At 48.7% G+C, this 21,432-nt stretch carries 21 protein-coding genes and 1 pseudogene; 13 read left to right on the top strand and 9 right to left on the bottom strand.

The genetic code is table 11. The annotated features are described in order from the left end of the window. Positions 1-334: 334 nt before the first annotated feature. Together O3C43_03145 and O3C43_03140 are read left to right on the top strand one after the other, a co-directional pair. Entirely contained in the window at positions 335-841 is a 507-nt protein-coding gene (locus O3C43_03145; GenBank protein ID MDA1065479.1) for a hypothetical protein, read from the top strand. A gap of 23 nt (positions 842-864) precedes the next feature. Then, positions 865-1,224 carry a phytanoyl-CoA dioxygenase family protein gene (locus O3C43_03140; GenBank protein MDA1065478.1) on the top strand — a complete coding sequence of 120 codons (360 nt, stop codon included), beginning with the start codon at positions 865-867 and terminating at the stop codon, positions 1,222-1,224. Between the two features lie 131 nt (positions 1,225-1,355). Here O3C43_03140 and O3C43_03135 read toward each other — a convergent pair whose 3' ends face one another. Together O3C43_03135 and O3C43_03130 are read right to left on the bottom strand one after the other, a co-directional pair. Then, the gene (locus tag O3C43_03135; GenBank protein ID MDA1065477.1) at positions 1,356-2,708 is read right to left on the bottom strand and encodes a TonB family protein; all 1,353 of its coding nucleotides are present in this window, start codon (positions 2,706-2,708) and stop codon (positions 1,356-1,358) included. A 74-nt stretch (positions 2,709-2,782) separates the two neighbouring features. Next, positions 2,783-3,754 (bottom strand): ankyrin repeat domain-containing protein, encoded by a 972-nt coding sequence (locus O3C43_03130; GenBank protein MDA1065476.1) that lies wholly within the window; start codon positions 3,752-3,754, stop codon positions 2,783-2,785. Between the two features lie 150 nt (positions 3,755-3,904). On the opposite strand from O3C43_03130, the gene O3C43_03125 reads away from it, so the two are divergent. Then, complete coding sequence (locus O3C43_03125) at positions 3,905-4,783, top strand: HAD family hydrolase (protein ID MDA1065475.1); 879 nt, start codon at positions 3,905-3,907, stop codon at positions 4,781-4,783. Positions 4,784-4,865: 82 nt separating this feature from the next. Further along, a complete protein-coding gene (locus tag O3C43_03120; GenBank protein ID MDA1065474.1) occupies positions 4,866-6,053 on the top strand; it encodes a hypothetical protein in 1,188 nt (395 codons plus the stop codon). A 36-nt stretch (positions 6,054-6,089) separates the two neighbouring features. Here the strand turns inward: O3C43_03120 and O3C43_03115 are convergent, their stop codons facing one another. Beyond that, positions 6,090-7,298: a hypothetical protein gene (locus O3C43_03115; GenBank protein MDA1065473.1), complete on the bottom strand. Its 1,209-nt coding sequence runs from the start codon at positions 7,296-7,298 to the stop codon at positions 6,090-6,092. A 174-nt stretch (positions 7,299-7,472) separates the two neighbouring features. On the opposite strand from O3C43_03115, the gene O3C43_03110 reads away from it, so the two are divergent. Continuing rightward, a complete protein-coding gene (locus O3C43_03110; protein MDA1065472.1) occupies positions 7,473-8,048 on the top strand; it encodes a peroxiredoxin-like family protein in 576 nt (191 codons plus the stop codon). Between the two features lie 36 nt (positions 8,049-8,084). Here O3C43_03110 and O3C43_03105 read toward each other — a convergent pair whose 3' ends face one another. Both O3C43_03105 and O3C43_03100 read right to left on the bottom strand, forming a co-directional pair. After that, positions 8,085-8,843 carry a DUF1080 domain-containing protein gene (locus O3C43_03105; protein ID MDA1065471.1) on the bottom strand — a complete coding sequence of 253 codons (759 nt, stop codon included), beginning with the start codon at positions 8,841-8,843 and terminating at the stop codon, positions 8,085-8,087. A 104-nt stretch (positions 8,844-8,947) separates the two neighbouring features. Then, complete coding sequence (locus O3C43_03100; protein MDA1065470.1) at positions 8,948-9,736, bottom strand: hypothetical protein; 789 nt, start codon at positions 9,734-9,736, stop codon at positions 8,948-8,950. Between the two features lie 12 nt (positions 9,737-9,748). Here O3C43_03100 and O3C43_03095 point away from each other — a divergent pair, with 12 nt between their 5' ends. Beyond that, positions 9,749-11,104: a cytochrome P450 gene (locus O3C43_03095; protein ID MDA1065469.1), complete on the top strand. Its 1,356-nt coding sequence runs from the start codon at positions 9,749-9,751 to the stop codon at positions 11,102-11,104. A gap of 5 nt (positions 11,105-11,109) precedes the next feature. Here O3C43_03095 and O3C43_03090 read toward each other — a convergent pair whose 3' ends face one another. After that, positions 11,110-12,057 carry a ThuA domain-containing protein gene (locus O3C43_03090; protein ID MDA1065468.1) on the bottom strand — a complete coding sequence of 316 codons (948 nt, stop codon included), beginning with the start codon at positions 12,055-12,057 and terminating at the stop codon, positions 11,110-11,112. Positions 12,058-12,376: 319 nt separating this feature from the next. Here O3C43_03090 and O3C43_03085 point away from each other — a divergent pair, with 319 nt between their 5' ends. Together O3C43_03085 and O3C43_03080 are read left to right on the top strand one after the other, a co-directional pair. Next, on the top strand, positions 12,377-12,598 hold the full coding sequence (locus tag O3C43_03085) for a hypothetical protein (protein ID MDA1065467.1): 222 nt from the start codon (positions 12,377-12,379) through the stop codon (positions 12,596-12,598). A gap of 21 nt (positions 12,599-12,619) precedes the next feature. After that, a complete protein-coding gene (locus tag O3C43_03080; protein ID MDA1065466.1) occupies positions 12,620-13,894 on the top strand; it encodes a hypothetical protein in 1,275 nt (424 codons plus the stop codon). A gap of 40 nt (positions 13,895-13,934) precedes the next feature. Here the strand turns inward: O3C43_03080 and O3C43_03075 are convergent, their stop codons facing one another. Then, entirely contained in the window at positions 13,935-14,591 is a 657-nt protein-coding gene (locus O3C43_03075) for a sulfatase-like hydrolase/transferase (protein MDA1065465.1), read from the bottom strand. 154 nt (positions 14,592-14,745) lie between these two features. Between O3C43_03075 and O3C43_03070 the strand changes: the two genes are divergently transcribed. The 5 genes and pseudogenes from O3C43_03070 (at position 14,746) to O3C43_03050 (ending at position 18,656) form a co-directional block, all read left to right on the top strand. Then, positions 14,746-14,988, top strand: a complete 243-nt coding sequence (locus O3C43_03070) for a hypothetical protein (protein MDA1065464.1) — start codon at positions 14,746-14,748, stop codon at positions 14,986-14,988. Further along, entirely contained in the window at positions 14,972-15,394 is a 423-nt protein-coding gene (locus tag O3C43_03065) for a PIN domain-containing protein (protein ID MDA1065463.1), read from the top strand. Before O3C43_03070 ends, O3C43_03065 begins: the two co-directional genes overlap by 17 nt. Positions 15,395-15,608: 214 nt before the next feature. Continuing rightward, positions 15,609-15,803, top strand: a pseudogene (locus O3C43_03060) (transposase). A gap of 189 nt (positions 15,804-15,992) precedes the next feature. Next, the gene (locus O3C43_03055; GenBank protein ID MDA1065462.1) at positions 15,993-17,795 is read left to right on the top strand and encodes a hypothetical protein; all 1,803 of its coding nucleotides are present in this window, start codon (positions 15,993-15,995) and stop codon (positions 17,793-17,795) included. A 15-nt stretch (positions 17,796-17,810) separates the two neighbouring features. Then, positions 17,811-18,656, top strand: a complete 846-nt coding sequence (locus O3C43_03050) for a hypothetical protein (protein MDA1065461.1) — start codon at positions 17,811-17,813, stop codon at positions 18,654-18,656. 19 nt (positions 18,657-18,675) lie between these two features. Here the strand turns inward: O3C43_03050 and O3C43_03045 are convergent, their stop codons facing one another. Beyond that, positions 18,676-19,545 (bottom strand): TIM barrel protein, encoded by an 870-nt coding sequence (locus O3C43_03045; GenBank protein MDA1065460.1) that lies wholly within the window; start codon positions 19,543-19,545, stop codon positions 18,676-18,678. 44 nt (positions 19,546-19,589) lie between these two features. Beyond that, entirely contained in the window at positions 19,590-21,371 is a 1,782-nt protein-coding gene (locus O3C43_03040; protein MDA1065459.1) for a M3 family oligoendopeptidase, read from the bottom strand. Positions 21,372-21,432: the final 61 nt, after the last annotated feature.

The following is a 21,432-nucleotide window of genomic DNA, read 5'->3' as shown; positions in this document are numbered from 1 at the left end:
TATTTTTATCATTCATACACTGTGGCATATAACAGGAGTGTAGTCTATCCTAAAGATTGATCAGTAAGTTTCCTCAGTTAACCTATAAGTGCAAGTCACTGTTGGCGAAAGGTGAAAACATTAAACTTAACATGCTCTATGTATTCTTAGAATAGATCTCTTCCATCCTTACCGATTTCTGAATGAAACTGAAAATGTGAGCAGAAGTAAAATGGCCTATATCGAATCGGATTGCAGATGTAACTCGAGCCTTTTACGGTAAACTCCAACCGTTTAGTAAAATCTTTCCGTTTCAAAATCGACCTGTCATTAATTACCATCCTGATTGAATGAGATGAATAAAAGAACCGACCATCCCGATTGCCCCATTGAGCTTAGCGAGGAACAGTTAGCCAATTATTGGAAAAATGGCTACCTCGCCTTTGAAAATGCCCTGAGCCTTGAGGAGGTGAAGGAAGCTTGTCAGGGATTGAGCGATATCGTCCGCTCCTATGCATTTAATGATGAGGTTGCCGAGTATCGGCCAGGGACTTCAGGAAAAACCAATTATTCGGGGGCTACTTTTAAGTCCAGAACAAGTCCGTGCTTTGTTCTGTTGGAGCCGGGCTATGAGCCGAAACCGGACAACATGGATGAATTGGAGTTGAAGGTAAGAAAGTTGGCTAGTTATCAGGATGAAGCCGCTATTTTTAAAAAGATCTACACCTCTCATTCTAAAATAATGGGAATAGTCAAAAGCATCGTGGGGCAGGCGGTTGAGTTGTATCAAGCGATGGCTTTGGTGAAAGCACCAGGAGGTGGGGCAGACCTTGGCATCAGGACAACGCTTATTTCTCAGTAGAAAACCTGGATCAGGTTCTCGGCATCTGGATCGCTTTAGATGACGCCACGGTGAGTAACGGTTGTATGCACCTGCTGGTTGGAGGTCATCGCATGGGTCCTCTGCGTCATCATCACACTTTTGATTGTGAAATCGTCCCCGGGCGAATCGATCCTGGTTCAGCTATCCCCATCGAATTAAAGGCTGGAGGGATGCTCGCTTTCCATAGCAATTTGCCCCACCAAACACCTGCTAATACTTCGCCCGGCCGTCGACGTGCGTTGCAGTATCATTATCGGAGCACCAGCAATGCGATTATTTCCAAGGAAGCCTATTTTGAGGTGTTCAAAGAATCGGATGGAACGCCGGCTTCGTGTATGGCCGCTGTGCCCGAGAATTTCTGAATCGTAACCGGGTTCATGAATGTGTCGGTCATACTTTTCTTCGGCATCCTGCTGCTCTCTATTTCTGAAATCTTTGACTCCATCCCATCTCAATGGCTTTCGAAATTAGTCAGGTCATGGATCATACACTATTAATTTAGGGTAAAACTTAACGGAAGCCTGATCCGCGTTTTTACGGCTCTTCCATCTATGAATCCTGGTTGGAATTTCCATTGTTTCACAGCTTGTATGGCTGTTTGTGAAAACCTGGAGTCGCTCGACTTTTCAACACTGATCCTTGTTGGGATTCCTGATTCATCAATAATGAAAACCAGGGAAACCGCTCCTTGAATCCTGTCTCTCTTAAGGTCCGCTGGATATACGGGTGCCACTCTTTCAATCGGTACTGGAGCCTTATCCAGGGCGGAAATTTCAAATATCTCAATCTCAACATTCGGAGCTTTTAGGACCAGAGGAATTCTAAGTCTGTAAGCCGTAGTTAGATCGCTATCGTTTGGTAGTTTCACCGCCCAACGTCGAATACTTTCCCTAATAAATAACCGCAGATCCCATGGAATGGGCTCCAAAAATTTAGGGAAACGAACTTTTCCAATCGGATCAATAACCACCTCAATGTTTACCTTTAGGTCGCCATATTTTTCCCTTAATGTCGGTGGGTAAACGACGGAGAATGACTCCAAACTCAGGAGTTGATTAAACGACTCATCCGCCTTCTTGAAATTCCAATTCGGCTTTGCGTCCGGTTCAGCACCTGCGTTCAAAAGAACTTCTTTCGAATGAATCGCATCGTAATAATCCGCAACCCAAATGCCGGGGACGTCTCCTCTAAAACTAAAATCCGCCGTTAAGCATTGTTCGAGAGATATCGACACTACTTCCGGAATATCAAAAGCCAAGGCATAGTCCATTAACTGCATTGCCAGCGTATTGTCCAATTCACACTCGGCTCCATATTGAATGAGCGTTTGAATGCTTTCTCGTTCATCTTGTACCACCGCCATCCAAACTGCGGCTGGTCGTTTTTCTGGGCGGATGTTCGGGTCTGCACCGAGTCTCAAGAGTTCGTGCACAGAATCGATTTGTTTGGAAAGTACTGCGACATAGAGCGGTGAATTCCCATTCGTATCGACAGCATTTATATCATGTCCCGCTTCAACCAGTAGTTGAATAATTTCTGCAATTCCTGATTGTGCTGCCTGGTGTAAAATGGTGGTTCCAGAGGGGTTCAATGGTTTGTGAATGTCTGCACTCTGTTCGATCAACAAACGAACAAGGTCCGTATTACCCGAAAGAACGGCCGCCTTTAGGGGCGAATTTCCATTGGTTTCTTTGTTAACATCAAATCCTTTATTGAGCAGAGATTTGATGATTTCAAAATTTCCCAGCACACAGTTATCATAAAAGACTTTGTTACCTTTGTAAGTGTCGGAAGAAATCTTTTTGGCTTCCAGTTGGATATTGTATTTCTCAGCTTTGCTATTCAATAACTTGAAAATATCCAACGCCAGTGATAAAATAGCAGTTCCAAGTATGGATTCGCCGTCCTTCTCCGTGTACGTTAGATATTTTTGTTTTCAGTTAGGAAATCCACAATGTCGTACCGTCGGAATTGGATTGCTTGAGAAAACGGAAGAAACCTGCTTCTACCTTCATCAAGTGGATCAAACCCGTACTCCATTAGCAATTTTACCGCTTCAAGCCTGTTCCCATAAATGGCATGGGAAATTACCGGGTACCTTCCATCTTCCTTGATTTTGTCAGCTTTGATTTCTTTCAAATACCTCAATACCTCAACATTTCCATAGAGCGAGGCTCCATGCAGGAGAGTGAGCTTTTCGTGAATTAAAATTTTGGATAGGAATTTGGGGGAAGTGCCCAGTGCTTCGAAATCTTGAGGCGACCCTCGGCAAGCTAACCGATATAAGTATCCGGGATTGTCTTTTGAAAAATGCTGTTCCGGGTTTCTCAGTTCCAGAGAATCTCCATCCATCACCCAAATAAATGGAAATCCGTCTAAATTATTTTCTGAGATAAGAAATTTTGAATAAGCGTCTTCCATCATTCCGCCGTGAATTGGGATATGGGTTCTGACGATATCCGCGGAAGTAACCGCGCCGTTATAATACCAACCGATCCCCACAACTGAATTTGAGAAATCTTCTTCTTCCCATTTAACCGCGGAAAAATCTTCTGCGTCTGATCCAGCAACGGGAATATGATCGCTATCAAATGCCAGCGTATATGAGTCACTCGAATTTCGGTCGGTATAACCCTTATGTTTTTTAATCAAGATGTACGAACGAGGGTAATATACATTATCCCAGAACGATTCATCTCCAATCTGTAGTCCCCAAGTCCCTTCCAGTGGAAGATACTTTTTCTCCCCATTTTCTTCAGTGAACGGGCGGTTAAGATCGAACCCATCTACGGCGTAAGATTCTCCGTCCTTATGATAGGTCAGTTCCACTACCGCGAATATAGGCGAACTCAAGGTGAGGAAGAAGAGAAGAATGCAAAGGGTATTTTTCATGAGGGTAAGTGATGTTTAAATTGATTACTGAATAAAAAATTGTAAGTTGGTTTGAAGCATTGGCAATCCAAGTTTTTAACCAATGGAAGCAATGACGGATTCTGAATTGACGTGAATGCTGCCTGTTCGCAAGTTTCGAGTCTCAAAATTATGAGTGATCCAGCACAAGTACTACGTGATTTCACACCGTCGAAAGAATTCTTTGTCGGTATCGATTCTGATGGCTGCATTTTTGACAGCATGGAAATAAAGCATCAGGAGTGTTTTGCTCCGATGTTCATCAAGCACTGGAGCTTGCAGGCGGGCAGCAAGTTTGCCCGGGAAGCCTGGACCTTTGTTAACCTCTATTCGAAGTCGCGGGGTGCGAACCGCTTTCCCGCTTTGGTTCGGGCGATTGAACTTCTGGGGGCCAGACCGCAAGTGAAGGCTCGTGGGATTAAGATGCCTGATTTGACTGCTTTGAATGAATGGATCAGTCGCGAATCCAAATTGGGCAACGCTACCCTCAATGCTGAAGTCGCCGGAGGCAACGAAGGTCTGGCTCCTGTAAAGGTGTGGTCCGATGCCATCAATGCCCAGGTAGCCGATATCGTGCACGGTGTGCCACCCTTTCCGCTGGTTCGTGAAACCTTAGCCAAGATTAACGAGAAGGCCGATGCCATGTGTATCAGTCAAACCCCTTGCGATGCTCTGGAAAGAGAGTGGGGGGAGCACGGGATTGATGGATTTGTTGCGATGATCGCAGGTCAGGAATTGGGCACAAAAACCCAGCACCTGGAAATGGCTGCCAAAGACAAATACCCATCCGAAAAGATTCTCATGATCGGTGACGCACCGGGGGACCAAAAGGCCGCCAAAGCGAACGGCGCGTTGTTCTACCCAATAAATCCTGGAGCAGAAGAAGCATCCTGGGAACGTCTGTATAACGAGGGGCTCGATAAATTCTTTGCCGGTGAATATGCTGGAGCATACGAAGACATGCTCAATGACGAGTTCCAGGCCTGCCTGCCCGAGAATCCGAGCTGGTAGTCATTTCATCTATGCCGGTGTTGGGCGCTTTGGCCCCGTTAAGAAAGGATTGCGGCCGAGGTCGCGTTTGATTCAGCATCCAATGATGAATTCGAAATCATTCTTTTCACTTCTTGAGTGTCTCATTCTGGGAACAGCTTTGCTTTCAACCAATGCTTCGGGCGATGCGTCACTAACGGTGGCTCCGGTATTTGGAGATCACATGGTATTGCAAAGAGGGATGAAGCTTCCTGTGTGGGGAACTGCGGAGCCGGGGTCCCGGGTGACGGTGAATTTCGGTAAGCAAAACAAAAAGGCTAAAACCAAAGCCGATGGGCAATGGAGCGTTGTTTTAAGTAGCATGGATGCGTCCTCGAGTCCGCGTGAGATGGTTGTTGGCAGCGGCTCAACCACATTAAAATTTGAGGATGTGCTTGTTGGAGAAGTGTGGATTTGTTCGGGGCAGTCGAATATGCAGTTCAAGCTTTCCAGTTGCACCGATGCCGATGCCGAGATTGCGGAGGCGAACCATCCCCAGCTGCGATTAAACACTGGAAAAAGTTGGAGCGCATCCTCTCCTGAAACTGTTCCCGGCTTTTCCGGAGTAGCTTACTTTTTCGGGCGCAAGCTACAGGCAGAGACGGGGGTGCCGATTGGTTTAATCGCACGTGCCTTGGGAGGGACTCCCGTTGAGTGGTGGACACCATCCGACATACTTAATCAAGTGCCGTTTGCGAAGACCGCTATGGGAAATCCATCCGAGAAATGGATACAATACACAGAGGCAGTGGCGGCATGGCAAAAGCGAGTGAAGACAGAAGGGCGAAAGACTGCGGGCAAGAAACCACCACCCCCAGGCACGGCCGAAGAGGAAGTGCTCGCAAGCATTTACGCACCGGGAAAGGTGGGCAGTTTGTATGCCGAGCATTTTGCACCCATTGCAGGTTTCGGGATTCGCGGAGCGATTTGGTATCAAGGTGAGCGCAACTCGAAAGCCGGCGTGGAAGCCTCGAAAGCTTATCGTCCTTTACTTGCCAATATGATCACCAGTTGGCGGGAAGAGTGGGGGCAGGGGGATTTCCCATTTCTGGTGGTTCAGTTACCCACCTTTTCCGGTGGAAGTGAAGGCTGGGCAATCGTTCAGGAGGCCCAGGCAGCAGCCGTAGGCGATGTACGGAATGCGGACTATATTGATATCAGCGATCAACCGGACGATGGACTTCATCCGAAGAATAAAAAACCGGTGGGCGAGCGTTTGGCGGCGTTGGCGATCAAGAAGTTCCTGGAGTAGTTATCTGGCTTTTCGGGGCTAGTGTTATCGGTCTGATTATCTGCCGCGAAATTCATCCAGGAGGTGGAGAATCCCTTCGCGGATCTCGAAGAATTCATTGCGAATCCGCTCCGTGGTTTCCGGCGGCAGGATGTTTTCTTTTTGGACTCCCACCAGCGCCTTTTGAGCTGCATGGAGGTGAGTGAGGGCTCGCTTGAGGCAGGCAGCGGCAAATGCCGGCGCGAAATTGTTGCGACCATAGGCGAGGTTGTTGAGAGCCCCGGCGAGTTTGGCTCCCGTGGTCTGGTATTCTATTTGTAGCTGGCTGATGGAGTCCGATTCCTCGTTGAGTCCGAGGTCTTTGATTTCATTCCAAATAGAAATCGCGCCTTGAAAACACTTTTGTTGCAGCGGATGACGAATGTCGCCGTCTTTGGTCCGAATCCAATCCTTTCCTTCGGTTGCCGGGTCGGGTATTAATTCCGGAAACTGCTCTTCATCTGGAGCGTCTTTCCATTCCGGATCAATCGATTCGATTTCAAATTCGGTCTCCCCGACATCTTCCGATTTGGAATCCTCAGTATGCCAGCCCATTTCCTGTGCGATCATTTCCTGGCCCTTTTCGCTGTCGCCATACTTGTCCAGCAATTCCATATACTTGTCTGTGCGGGCATCGGATTCTTTTAGAAAATGCTCGTAGTCAAATTCGTCCCAATTTTCCTTTTCATAGTCTACCTTCTCCTTGGCGTTCTCGAGAGCCTGGGTTAGTTGATCCATGAATCCTTGGAGCCCTGTCCGCGCGTCCTCGATTCGTTGGGTTTCCTCCTCCTTGGTCAGCTTCCACTCATGTTCTGAGATTTCGAGTTCGTAGTCTGCTGATTCAATGACAACCCTCCCATTACGAGTACTAAACCATTCCAGATAAAGACTGTTACTCATGCGTTCGGGCGGCCTGGTTCCATTATTCAGCATATTAAAAGCCTCCTCCATCGGCACCTCAAATACACGAACTTTCCTCGACGCAGTAAGATCTCCGATAGAACCTTCCTGGATTGGAAACAAAGACCTACCTCCAGGCAATGGCTTCGCTTCTCCGGGGTTGCGGAACGTGAGCAAGCACCCGGCAAGATCAGGGCAGGCATTCCCGGTCAGGGACAATTTAATTGGGATTTCCATTCCCGCTAACCAAATTTGTCCCTGGACAACTCCCTTTACGCGGTTGTCAACTTCACCTCGAAGTACGTGGTCCTCTATGCGCCATGCCATTCTTTTTTGATTAACGTAGATCGACTTCTCGTCAAAATATTTTTGGTTTCACTTTCCCCTGGCACGATCCGCGATGGTATCCGATTTTGAAAGTCTGTTAACGGAATAAAAGGATGGAGTCCTTACCATCCGTCCCCATCGTCTTTTTCTTATTATCAATCCATTTAATAACCGATGTCCGAATTACAAGCATTTCAAAAACTCGTCATTGCCAATGCCGATCATGTGAAAGGCATGGCAGTTGGTGAAAAGGCCCCCGACTTCAGCTTACCCAATGCTGTGAACAAGCTTGTTCGTTTATCGGAACAGCTTCAACGCGGTCCGGTTGTTTTAAAGTTTTATCGAGGAGAGTGGTGTCCCATTTGCATCGTGGATCTTCAGGCGGTTCAGAAGGAACTGCCGCGCATTAAATCACTGGGCGCGTCCGTGATCGCGATCAGCCCTCAAAGTCCGGATGGCGCGTTAACTGCCCGAGAGAAAAGTGAATTGGAATTCGAAGTGTTAAGTGATTCCCATCAAGAAGTCATCCAAGCCTATAACTTGCAATTTGACCCGGGAGAAGATTACCACAACCGGAGGGATTTGACCTTGGTCAACGGAGATGGTTCTAAACTGCTTCCCGTTCCGGCTACTTTCATTATCAATCAAGATTTCACAATTGAGGCAGCGCATGTGGAAGCCAATTACACTCAAAGGATGTCGCCTTCTGAGATTCTAGGCATTCTGAAACGGATGGCTGACCAGGCATGACAAAGAGGATTGAAAACGGCGGAACCCAATTGTTCTTTAGGGTAGCTCTCGAATACGAAGCTTCCGAAAAATGATGGGTGAACCTTCGCTCTCGAGGCAAATGTAACCCTTGGACGGATCGCAGTCGGTTCCACCTGATACTTCTTCTCCATTCACCCAGAGTCGAACCTCTCCGTTTATCGCACGGAGGTAGTAGTGATTCCATTCTCCGTGACCTTTGCTCAGGTGCTTACGCGGGAAGCTGCGTCCGCTCGAATTTCTCGTTACGGGCATGGATACCTCATCGCTTGTTTGCCTGCGCATAGTAATTTGATTTTCAACTAAAGAAATCGGCGGAAAGGGAGTCATTTCCGCACGAACAGGAAACACATCTCCATGCGTGCTGAACCAGTCCGTCGGTTCGCCCCGGGCTTTCGCCTGTTCGGTGAAAGCGTGGTCAAGCATCTGGACTTCGATGCCATCCGGCAGAGGAGGTCCCGGATTGTTTACACTCATAAGCCTTTCAATGGACTCTGGTGTTGCCCAGATGAACACGCCCGAATTACCGCCCGGCTTTTGGTGGCTCCATTCGACAATCATCTCAAAGTTTTTATATTCCTTTGTAGTTCGGAGAACGCTTGTGGGATGGCCGGTGCAATGCAGGACATCCTTCTTCCAGGTCCACGTACTTTCCTCGCTGTTTACTTGTGTAAAATCCCGAGCGGTCAATATTCGCCAGCCGGGTTGTTCATCGTCGATTATTGCACGAACTGGCTGAGCATTTGCTGCCTGATTTTCGACGCAACCCAAGCACATGATGATTGGGATGAGGAACCTGTGGATTCGCAACATGTTTGGAACTGAAACCGAAGGTATTGCTATCAATCGGTCTGGTATTGGTTTTCTATTCAAAGTGGAGATCACCCGTCTCTCTTAGCTCCATCAGCGGGAGGCTTTACACTGTCAACTTCTTTGTCCCCGGATCTTATATTGGTGATGGGGAGCCCTACGGATTTGGCGGCCCGGGCGGCGATCTTTGGTTCAGGATCGTTTTGAGCTAACTGGGTCAACATGGATTCCACTTCGGGATTGGGTAGCAGGGGTTCGAGTGCTTCTATTCCTGAATAGCGAAATCGAGCGTTCTTGTACCCGTTTGAAACCTCCTGGCTAAACGACTCCAGGACGCCATCTCGAATGTCCGGCGAAATATGGCCTTTCAAGGCACTCAGCGCGGCGGCTTTTCCGTAAAGATCCTCGGATGTGAAAAACAGGTTTTTCATGGAATTAATCGCCTCCTCGTCGAATAGCTCATAGCGTTTGAGCAGTGCCGCTTGTTTGGCTCTTTCGCCGGGTGACTTACTCTCGTCCATTAAAATAGCATAGGCTGTTTCAATCTCCCGTTCCGTAGTTCCAATTACGTCGAGAGGGTCAATGTTCAACGCGTACTCGGCAAGGTCCCCCTGAAAGGTGGACAACTCCGCAACCTGCTCCTGGAGTTTTGGTAATGGTACCGTCTCGTTCACTTTTGCGGTCGAAGCTTTTTCGAGGACGGCCAGTCTCTTCTGAAGTCTCAGTAGTTCGTCTCTCAACTCCTGGGTGTTTTTCTTGCCGGTTGCTTGAACTAATACCGGGCCTTCAGCTTTTTTGACGAAGGGCAAGGCCAGCGCGATTGCGGAGAGGATCAGGGCCAGGATGGTAATGAATTTCATTTTAGTTTGTTTATGAAATTGGAAACGGGTGAAAAAGTGAAACTAATTTTGATGGCGATAGAACCGGGGTTTAAAGGGCCGGTTCTTTTACTGGACAAGGGTCCTGGCATTAAGGACGGTTGCAGGGTGGACGAGTCACTTACCTTTGATCCCTATCATTTAGACTACATTGAGGATCCTTACCCGACGCTTGCGCGTCTACGTGCCGGACGTCCCATTTTCTTTGATGAAAACTGGAGACTCACGTTTTTCACCAAGTACGAGCACGTTAGTTCGATCATGAAAAATCGGCAACAGTTCGGTCGTGACTTTCGTCATCGTTTGTCCGCTAAAGAAGTGGATGCTGGCCTGATTGAACGTATTTTTCCGAGCGATGCGCCGACGTGGGTGAAGTATGTGAGGGAATCGTTCATCGACTTTGAGCCACCCGAGCATACCCGCCTTAGAGGCTTGGTCTCACAAGCTTTCACCAGACGCTCTTCCGCATCCTTTCGGCCCGGCGTAACCGCGTTAGCAGAATCAATAATAGAGCGGCATCTTGACGGAAACAGCTTCAACGCGATTGAGAGTTTTGCGTCTCCGATTCCTGTAAGCCTGATCGCCGATTTGATGGGGATTGAGGACAGCGATCATCAACGGTTGATCGATTGGAGCTCCGCTGCGGTCATTCCTTATGACAACAATGCTACGGTTGAGGATCGTGCTTGCGCTGAACAAGCGACGAAAGAATTTGTTGCTTTCCTACACGAAGAAATAGAGAAGCGCAGAATGTCTCCCGGGACGGATTTGATCTCGTCGATGTTAGTCGTAGAGGAGAACGGAGATACTCTAACGGAAGATGAAATTATCGCGACCTCGATACTTACCTTGAATGCGGGGCATGAGGCGACTGTTCAAGCGCTTGGCAACGCTTTACTTGCCCTTGCGAATCGACCGGATCAATACGCGTTGATGGTTGAGCAGCCCGATATTATTCCGGCGGCGGTGGACGAGCTTCTGCGTTTTGACACGCCGTTGCAGATGTTTGAACGGTGGATTTTGGAGGACTGCGAAGTGGGTGGTCAACAACTCCGGAAAGGGCAGAAAGTTGGACTTCTGATGGGCTCGGCCAATCATGATGAAACCGCTTTCGAGGGCGATACCGAGATACTCGATATCACCCGGGACAGCCGTAACCACATCGCATTCGGTGCAGGTCTTCACCATTGTGTCGGTGCCCCATTGGCCAAAGTAGAACTCGAAGCTGCCCTGTCAGTGCTCGTTTCAAAAGCTCGATCGATTGCGATCGACGGACCGCTTCCACTGCGGAAACCGAGTTTGATATTCCGTGGATTAAGTAAGCTACCGCTTAAACTGAGTCCGATGTAGCTCGGCTACCGGATGCTGGTTTCGTAAGCCGTCGGGAAATCTTCCGGAACGGCTTGGGTAACTTCGCCGGTGGCAGCCCATTCAACTCCGCGTTGGAGTGTGGTGATGAACCCGACGTTGCGAACCGACAGAACGGTGGCGTCCTCTGCAGCTCCGACATGACCCAGGGTGGTTTGGAACACACGACCTTTCCCGTAGGATATGGTAAAGAGCATCGGCTCGTTATGAGGAGAAGCGTTTTTCAGTTTTTGATTCGCATAAGCCGTGGCCAAGATAGTCATGTTTTGGGCGGGTCCACGCAGGTCGGAGTAAATTTCGTCGTGGGATTGCAGCCACATCTCGGGTAGGCCGCGCATGATGGGGTGGTCTGCGTTGCGAACGGTGATGAGGAAATCATGTTTTTGTGGGTGCTTGGCGCCTCCGGGAGACGTGTCATGCACAGCTCCGCAGCCATCCCAATAGATACGGGGTCCCCAGGTTTCGTTGCGGTTGGCTTGTTTGTCCGGCTGGCCCTGGTAGAGTGGGGGATCGTAAAGAGTGGGGCCACCCCAGCCGCCGACGCCGATCATATCGTTGAATTCCGGCCAGTAGGCGAACGAGTTGTTCGTTCCGTGAACGCTCACAAGGCCGCCGCCGCTTTTGATGTATTTGACGAATTCCTTTTGGGTGGACTCTGCCCAATCAGCACCGTCGTAGCATAAAACGACCACATCGTAGTCACTGAATTTCGGAGCGAACTTACTCATGTCTTCCCCCAGTGCGGGGGAAGTAACCACGTCGACATCGAACATCCCTGCGCTTTTCAGGTGTTGGTTAATGGCACCGGCAGTGCCTTTCCAGCTATGATATTTGTTCGATTGTCCGGTCAGGTGCATGACCTTGATTCTGTCGACCGCCATGATGCTTGTGGTGAAAGAGACGAGTAGGGTGAGAAGAGAAGTGATTCTTAACATAGGTGGAAAAGATGCGTGATCCAGAGGGGATCTGGCAAATCTTAAGTGATGATTTTAATTTCGCCGCGGCTTTATTTATACGGCACATTTTAAGAATTTTTGGGACACAGTTTTTACTGCGCTCTTCTGCGTTTCGGGGTGTAACCAGTATGGCGTCTTAATTCTGATAAATCCGTTACATGAAAATACTCTGTTCCTCCCGCAGAGAAGCAATTAAACTCGGAACTGCTGCCACCTTCTCAGTAATCGGCTACTCGCTCATTTCAGCAAAGGCCCAGGCTCAGGAAAAGCCTCCGGTCGAAAAAAGAGTCCTTCACCGATGGATAAGAATCTGGTTCGTGATTTTGTCGGGGCATGCCACCGGGATCTCGATGCCGTAAAATCTTTCCTGCAAAAAGAACTTGGATTGGTGAATGCTTCATTTAACCACGGAAGCGGCTTGCTAGTTTGCGCGGTGTTGGAATACGGGAAAACCCTGCAGCGCAGGCTTGCGTTGGGCGACCGCGCGATTTGCATCCTTATTGTAGGATGCGAAAGCTAAAATCAACCGGAGAGAAACGGCATGAGTAAGCCGGATAAGTTTGAAAAATTGACCTGGGAGGATCCCGATCCTGTGGTCGTTCGGGCGGATAAGGACGGCGCGACTTTGAAGGAATTCCTGGGCATCAAGTCAAAGGACGAACTAGTCGACCTGTTTCTCGACATGGTCCGGGCCATGCCCGAATCCTCCTTGACGGTGGTCGAGCAATTGAGTTGGGCCATCGACTTGCATCTCGAAGACAGCAACGGACTTTGTGACGCCATTCATCCCGATTCCTTGAAACAGCTCGGGAAGAAAAAGGACTGGTCCGCCGTGGCTGATGCCTATCGAAAGCGCTTGAACAAGCTGCCCCGCCCCAGCTCCGATGAAGATTCGTTTTCCCGCAAATATGCCCGGGACCAACTCAGTCGATGGGTTGCCGTGGCTCTTGAATTCGCCGATCGTGAGGATGACCTACTCGACCTATATGTCGCGGAAGCCCAGATCAACGGAAGCTGGACCCGCTTGGTGGAGCACTTGATCTTCGTGAAGCACTGGGATGATGCAAAGCACCATTGCCTGGAAGGCATTCGTTGGTGTGTCGGCCAGCCTAAGCAACATGGGGGTGCCCTTTTTGGTAAGCTTGAGGAAATCTACGAACAGACCGGCGACCTAATGGCTCTGGCTGCTTCGCTGGGCGACGAGTTTTTCAGCGGGCCCACCGAATCCAGGTACTTTGGTTTGATAAAGACCGCCCGCAAACTGAAGCTAGGAAAACCGGTGGCCGCCCTGGCCCGGTGGTTCCTGGAAACAGGAGAGGAAGCACCTCCGGCGGGGAAATCAGTCGCCTCTGGAACGGTCTGGCCCCTCCCGCCGCCCGAAGCCCCGCAGCGCGACCGTGGTTTTCGGCGCGGACAACCCCGGTTCGACGTTCTCCTGGACATCGCCATCCGGGAAAAGAAACCCGATGAGGTAATCAAGTGGTACGATGCGGAAAACCGGCGGGACGACAGACGCAGCTATGGTGCGGCTCTTTCGGATGCGCGGGTCGCCTATGCGATTCGGCGGAAATTCCCTGACCGGGCTATCAGCATTTGGAAGGCGTTGGCCCAGGGGCAGATAAACCAAATCAATGTGCGCGGTTACGAAGCGGCCGTGCCGCACATCCGCGAGATCCGGGATTTGCTGTTGGAACAGGGAAAAGAAATGGAGTGGGAGGAATACATCGCCAAGCTCAAGGCGGAAAACCGTCGCCGACCACGCTGCTTGGAAATCATGGAACGGATTGCCGTCAGAGACAAACGGATCATCGACTAAGCGCGGTTGTTCTTTTGTGGGTTTTCACCGCTGTTTACTATTATTCGAACAGTTCGCGAACCAGTTTGCCATAGCGCGCTTCTTCTTTTTCGCCGTAGACGGTTACCGGGTAGCCGGGGATGATTCCGACGGGTTCACTTACGTCTCCGCGTGCGTGAGTGAACGAATCGATGAGAGCACTGTAATGTCCATAGTGATGATCGAAGCCACGCTGGTTGGGTAGATGATGGTGCTGCCATTCACCCAAATGCCATTTGCCCACCATCCAGGTGGCGTACCCGGCTTCGCGAATCCCCTCGGCCAAAGTTCGTTCGTCCGATAACATGCCATGCTGTGAGGTTGCGGTCGGTCGAAGCTCCATACCGTTCTTCCAGTCATAACGACCGGTCATCAAGCAGGCCCTGGTAGGCGAGCACACCGGTTGCACGTAAAACTGAGTCAGCTTCACTCCGTCCCGAGCAATACTGTCTATGGCCGGGGTGGGGTCCTCTTTGCTTCCATTGTATCCCGCTTGTTCCCAGCCCATGTCGTCGGAAAGGAAGATCACGATATTGGGGCGACTGGATTTCGATGTTTCGGCCTTATCCGAAGGCTGAGCGCTTGCGCTGATTTGACTAACTGGGCTTAGGAGAAGCCACATTCCCGTAAGAACATGGGCAAAGAGAAATGCTTTGGGATTCTTTACGCTTGGTGCCATGCCCACTTATAGTTTGAGGCCTCAAATAAAGGCGAGTCAGTATAGTGGGTATTGATGATTGTTCCGGCCACGCTCCCAAGCCTTTCCAGTTGGAAGGTTTTTTTGTTGGAAAACCAGTCTTTACAAAAAGCATAAATATGCTTTTATGTTTAACATGAGAACGACGGTAGATATTCCCGATAGTGTTTATCGGCAGGCGAAAGCTAAGGCAGCCGTGAAGGGAGAAACCTTTAAGAGCTATCTTGTAAATACTCTCCGCAAAGATTTGAAAAAGGGAGACGCGGAGCCCAAGAAGCGACTCAAGGGTCCGTTGTGTGTAAATGAAGAGCTGCTGATATATGACAGCGAAGGACTAAGCAAAGTTTTGGAAGAGGACGATCGTGCGTTACTTGGCTGATGTAAATTTCTGGCTGGCTTTAAATTTTAAAAACCATCCACACTCTGATTCCGCTTGGCAGTGGATGAAAGATTTGGATGCCACTTCCTGTTTATTTTGTAGCATGACCCAGCAGGGGTTTCTCAGATTGGCGACGAATCCACGAGTCGTTTCTTCTCCCCTGACTCATGTTCAAGCATGGAGCAAATACGATAGTTTTCTCAGTGATGAGCGGATAGAGTTCATAGACGAGCCTCCTGATATGGAGTTGGTTTGGCGTAGCTTTTCAAAGGGGAGGAGATATTCTCCTAGGATCTGGAACGATGCTTATCTCGCAGCATTTGCCTGCACGGCGCGTCTGAAAATGGTTACCTTTGATAAAGGATTCAAAGCGTACGAAGGATTATCAGTAGAACTGCTTTCTTAAATTTTGCCTTTCTTCTGTTCCGGTCTTGTCGCTCAGTGAGCTTGGAACAGCCTTTGCATTATTCCACTCGTATCACTTCCATGGGCGCGATCTTGACCGCAGGCCAAGCCGGTAGATCCATCGAGAGAAGACTGCCCTTGGATATAGAGCTTATGAATTGTCCGATAATATCCATCGCTCTTGAGTGGCAAACCTCCAGAGATATCGCCGCATCCACCTCGACATCGTAAAACGAAATCAGCCTACCTCATCTTTCAAAATATTACCCAAACGATGCATTGTAGAAAGGCCCTTCGCTTGGCTGGGTAACTCCAGAAGGTTGGCTCTTGTTTACGAAAAACGATTCGATCATTCCGAGAGTTTTATCTACATCTCTATGGCTAAGAGAATGCTATTAACTTTTACATGAAATCAACTTTTCAGACAGTTTCTAAGACGATGCTCCAAGATGTACCGTGAGTGAAACTCCTTAAGGAACCAGGAATTGGAGCCATTTTCACCGCTCCTGATTTTTTTAAAAAAAATTGCCAAGGAAGAATTGACGAAGGCTTGTTAGGCCGAAAGTGTTATCGCGTTTCGTAATTCTCCAAGAGCGCCCATGAAAGTTTTCCCCAAGTTGATCGGTATCATTGTCCTGTTAATTCTCGTTATTCTGTCACTTATAGATGCGAGTTCCGTGAATATCACTTCGAACTGGGTGCGTTTTTTGGGACGGTTTCACCCGGTATTGCTCCACCTGCCAATCGGAATCTTTGCAGGTGTTGTTTTGTTGGAGCTATATTTATTTTTCCAACCGGTTTCGCGGGCTCCGGAGAAAATTCGTTTTTTACTTAGAGCATCATTTATTGCTACGGCGTTTTCGGCCTTGTTTGGGGTATTTCTTTCCTGGGAAGGTGGCTACGATGGATCGGCTATTTATTATCACAAATGGGCGGGTATTTTAACCGCAGGTTTCCTTCTGGTTCTCGATTGGACGGTTGGCGATCGCGAAGCGGGGCCCGGAAAAATTCCTATTCCCTATATCGCCACTCTGGTTCTTACTATTATTGCGATAACCATAACTGGCCACAAAGGGGGCTCTTTAACGCACGGCTCCGATTACTTAACTCAATACAGTCCCTTTGCCAAGGAAGTGCCGGTTGTAGAAATCACAGAAAACACCTCTGTTTATATTTCCCACATTCAACCCATTTTTGAAGACTACTGTTTTCAGTGCCACAGTTCGGAGAAGATCAAGGGCGAATTTCGTTTGGACAGCTTTGAAATGTTGATGGCTGGTGGAGTAAATGGAGATGCACTTGTCCCGGGAGATAGTGAGGCGAGCTCATTGATCCATCGCATCCATTTACTTCCTGATAATGAGGAGCACATGCCTCCCGATGGAAAACCGCAACCTAGTGACGAGATCGTAAGTTTGGTTAGCTGGTGGATTGATCAAGGAGCCAGTGCTACTGCCACGCTCAAAGAGCTGGAGGTGACGCCCGAAATAGCGGTCCACTTTCTCAAGGTCGATGTATTGGAATTCCTGGCACTCGATGAAATAACTCTCGCGATGGAGAGCCTGGAGAGCCATCCTTCCTTGAGCGTGTATTTATTGGCTCAGGAGGATAATCGGGTAGGTGTTCGCTCGAATCAGGCGATGGACGAAGATATCGCCTCACTACTTTCTTTAAAACCCAACCTGGTCGAATTGAACCTCAGTCGATCGAGTATAACGGATGTCAGTCTTGAAGCAATCGGGCAGATGACTAATCTGACGCACCTTCACCTGAACAATACCGCAGTCACTGATGCCGGCATCGCTCACCTGGTGAACTTGTATCAACTGGAGTATATTAACCTATATGGAACGAACATTACAGATGCTTCAGTGGAGCATCTCCGACAATTGAAGAACCTTAAGAAGGTTTTTTTCTGGGAAACGGCGGTGACCAAGGAGGCCGTTGTCTCCCTTCACAAGTCTATTTTCGCCGCGGTTGAGTCTGATAAAATGCGTTTACAGATTCAGGCCCTGGAAAAGCGGCGTGACAGTTTGGAGGTCGATATAGTTTCGGCCTTTGACTTTGAGGAGCAAGATGCACCGGTGGTCACAACAGTTGAGGAACCCGGAGTGTCCATTTCGGATGTCATGATCGAATTTCACAAAGGGAAAAATTCTCTGGCTGTCCAAGCCCAGGAGGGCTTGGCCGAAAAAGACGCTTTGCTTGTCATGCTGAAACAATACCAGGCCATCATGGAGCTTACTCCACCGAAAGGTTCGGCTGAGGATTGGAAGAAGAGAATGTCTGAATTGGTTGAGTCGACCAATGAGCTTATTCTGTCTGGTGGAGATGAGGCTGGTGCACGTTACAAGGAAGCCGTAAATTGTAAGTCTTGTCACACAGAACACCGGACTGAATAAGTTCTATCTGACTTTATGTCTGAGGATCTTCTCAAACAGCTTGTAAAACCGTCTAGTAAGTTCCTTGTTTATACTTCGGCCGGTCTACATTCAAAATGTCATTCGTGGGTAAAGGGCGCCAAGCATTTTGACCTGTGGATAACTTCTTATGCCGATGAAAAAACCGGGCTCAGTGAATTGGCCGATTATTACAATGAGAGGAAGGGTGGGAAGTTTCCCAATTTGTACCATGCCAATAAAACCTGGCCTGAGATTTTTAAAAAGTATGATGCGATCTTCACCATGGACGACGATTTGGAGATTTCCGCTCGGGAGATATCATTTCTTTTTAGGGTACTCTTCGAATTCGACCTGGATATTCTTCAACCTGCATTTAGTCAGTATGGGAAATGGAGTCATCGCCTTACCCGTGCCAAGCTGTTCTCATTTCTGCGGTATACAAACTTTGTGGAAATTACTTGTCCGCTCTTTCGCACCGATAAACTCATAGAGTTTTTATCCGTATTTGATCCTCAATTGGTCGGGTGGGGCATCGACCATTGGTATATGCAGACTTTGATCGGCAATTCGAAGACCAAAGCCGCTGTTGTGGATGCAGTCGTCGTGGTAAACACTTTCGATGAATTCAAAGGTGATCGCGAAATCAATAAATTGCAGGAGCGTTCCGAGCGAATTGCTACGTGGAAACGTATTCAGGAAACCAGAGGAGTCCGTGACGTGGATCCAATGTGTGAATGGAGCACTGTTCGGAAATGGAACGATTTTCGATTTTATTCGGGAACCTTGACCACCTTTTTAACCAAGCTCCGGGTCCGGGTCCGGGTCATCTGTGGAATTGATCCTTCCCAGCGTGTTCAGTAGCGGCGAGTTGAAATGACTCCTACACATCGCAGATCTGAACGGCCTGCTTCAGAGAGGTGAGTGGGTCCGGACCGGCTGGAATAAATTCTTGGGCGACGTAACCCTGGTAGCCTGTTTCCACAATAGCTTCCATAATCGCCGGGTAGTAGAGCTCCTGGGTTTTATCGATTTCATGACGACCGGGTACTCCACCGGTGTGGTAGTGTGAATAGTACTCCCGGTTTTTGCGTATGGTTGCGATAACGTCGCCTTCCATGATTTGCATATGGTAAATATCATATAGCAGCTTGAATTCATCCGATCCTACCGTGTCGCACAGTTTTACTCCCCAGATGGAATTATCGCACATGTAGTCCTCGTGATTAACTTTGGAATTCAACAGCTCCATTACGATTTTAACTCCATGTTTTTTGGCGATAGGCACGATTTGTTTAAGTCCTCTGGCGCAGTTTTTGATTCCTTCTTCTTCGCTCATGCCTTCATGGTTACCAGAGAAACAAATGATACTTTTGTAACCAGCGGCAGCAACTTTAGGACTCACGGTCTCAAAAAACCCGATGATTGCATCATGATTTTCCACGCGATTCAGACCTTTCTTGATGCCACCCGGAACTCCGGAAACCATGGAACAAGCCAGGCCGTGTTTTTTCAGAGTGGGGAAGTCTTCAACATTGATCAGGTCGATACCCACGATGCCCATCTCCTTGGCTGCCTTGCAGAACGGGTCGAGCTCAATGCCTTTATAACACCATTTGCACACCGCGTGGTTGATATTTCCTTTCAACCCACTCTTGTGGTGGGCGGCTGAAGCGGAATTGGAAATAGCGTTGGTTGCTGCAACCGCAGCTACTCCCGTGGCCATGGTTTGAAGTGCTTTTCTACGAGGCATGGATTCTTTCATAATAGTTAAAGGCAATGAGTAAAAATTAGGCGTTAGTTTAGGAGGGCTTGTAATTTTGTAAACGGTTCATTGAGGCTTTTTATCGCACGAATCCAAAAGGCAGGATCCTGAATGTCTTCTCCCAATGTTTCACGAACCACTTGTTCACACGACATGGATCCGGATTTTTCGAGAAAGGTTTCGTAGTCGCCAAGGAAACCTGCTCCCTCGGCCTTAAAGCGGGCAAACAAAGAAACGCTCAACAAGTACCCGAATGTGTAGGGAAAATTATAAAAACGTAGGTCGTCGATATAGAAGTGTAGTTTCGAGCACCAAAAATAGGGGTCGAGTCCATCAGTCGCCAGCGTTTCGCCAAATTGTTTTTGTTGTTCTTCCTCCATGAGCTCCTTCATGCGACTGACCGAAACGATACCCTCCCGTCGTTCTTCGTAAAAGCGTTTTTCCCAACGGTAACGGACCGGGATATCCAAAAGAAACGCAATGATTCGGACTGCGTCGGAATCCAGAAGCGTAAGTTTTTGTGCATCAGAAAAGTCCGGACTTGAAATGACCCCATCCGACAGCAGCAACTCAGCGAAGGTAGATGCCGATTCCGCCAAGGTCATCGGGTATTGTGAAGCGTAGGGTCTTTGATTCATCATAACCCGTGCGTGCCAGGCGTGACCTACCTCGTGAGCATAAGTCGTCACCGCGGTCATTGTATCTTTGAAGGTCATAAATATTCGCGATTCGTGCGAAAGCTGACTTCCGGTACAAAATCCACCGGGACGTTTGCCGTCTCTAGGCTGATAATCGATCCAGCGTTTTTCGAGGATCTCCCGGTTGAACACACCCAAGGCCGGATAAGCTTTGTCAAATGATTCTTGAACCAGGGCCGTTCCGGATTCCCAGGAGATAGGACCTTGGTGCGGTAATTCAAGGGGTGCGTAAAGGTCGTAGTAGGCCGCTTTTTTGAGTCCCATCTTTTGGGTGCGAAACTGGAGAATCTCCCGTGGCAAACTCACTGTATCATCAATCGCTTGAAACAAGGCGTCCAGAGTTGCTTGTTCTACCCGAGCTTGGGAACAGGCTTCATTCAGGAAATGATCGCAGCCGCGCCTTCTGTCCAACGAATGGCGGGTACCGGCTAGTGAATTGAGGGCAGCGTTGCAAGTGGCTGCATGATCAGCCCAGGCTTTGTTCGATCCGTGAAACGCAGATGCGCGAACATCCCGGTTGGGGCCAGACATCAAAGAAACGCGTGCCGACATTGAGACCCTTTGGTTTTCGCCATTAGGATCTGTGTAATCAAACTTCAGCTGCCCGGACAGGGTATCGTAGAGACGGCTCCATGCGCTGATGCCATTTATGTTCAGCTCCGAGGCAAGTTCTTCGGAAGAATCGTCCATTTGAAATTTGGCCAGGTTACGCTTCTCTTGAAGCAAAAATCCCGCGTCCACCAAGGCAGGGTCGTTTACAAGCGTATTAAATACTGTCTCACTTGCTCGGCCTAAGGCTCCGTTGAAGCGCGCTTTGATAGTGCTTAGTCCTGCCGAGTTCTCCTGGTGCCATGCTTCTTCCTTCTGATAAGCTTCTTCAGTCGCATCGGCCGCATTTAAGCAACTGAGGTAACTACCCAAGTGCTCATACCGGCACTCCAAATTCTCTAACTGACTTATCCATTCAGCCCAATGTGACCTGTTGTCACTTGTTATTTCCTTCAGCCTATCCAAATCTGAAGACAATCGTTTCAAGTCGGCAACCAGTGCCGCTTTAAATCCGTTGTAGTCCGGTGCGTTGAATTCTGAAAAATAGCTAGTTAAGTCCCAATCCATCTTGGCAAATTTAGGAATGCCCGAGATCCTAGCAAGCCTGCTAAAAGATGGCTTTGGGTGA

Source organism: Verrucomicrobiota bacterium, assembly GCA_027622555.1.
GTDB lineage: Bacteria > Verrucomicrobiota > Verrucomicrobiia > Opitutales > UBA2995 > UBA2995.
This window is presented reverse-complemented; position numbering and strand designations above follow the sequence as displayed.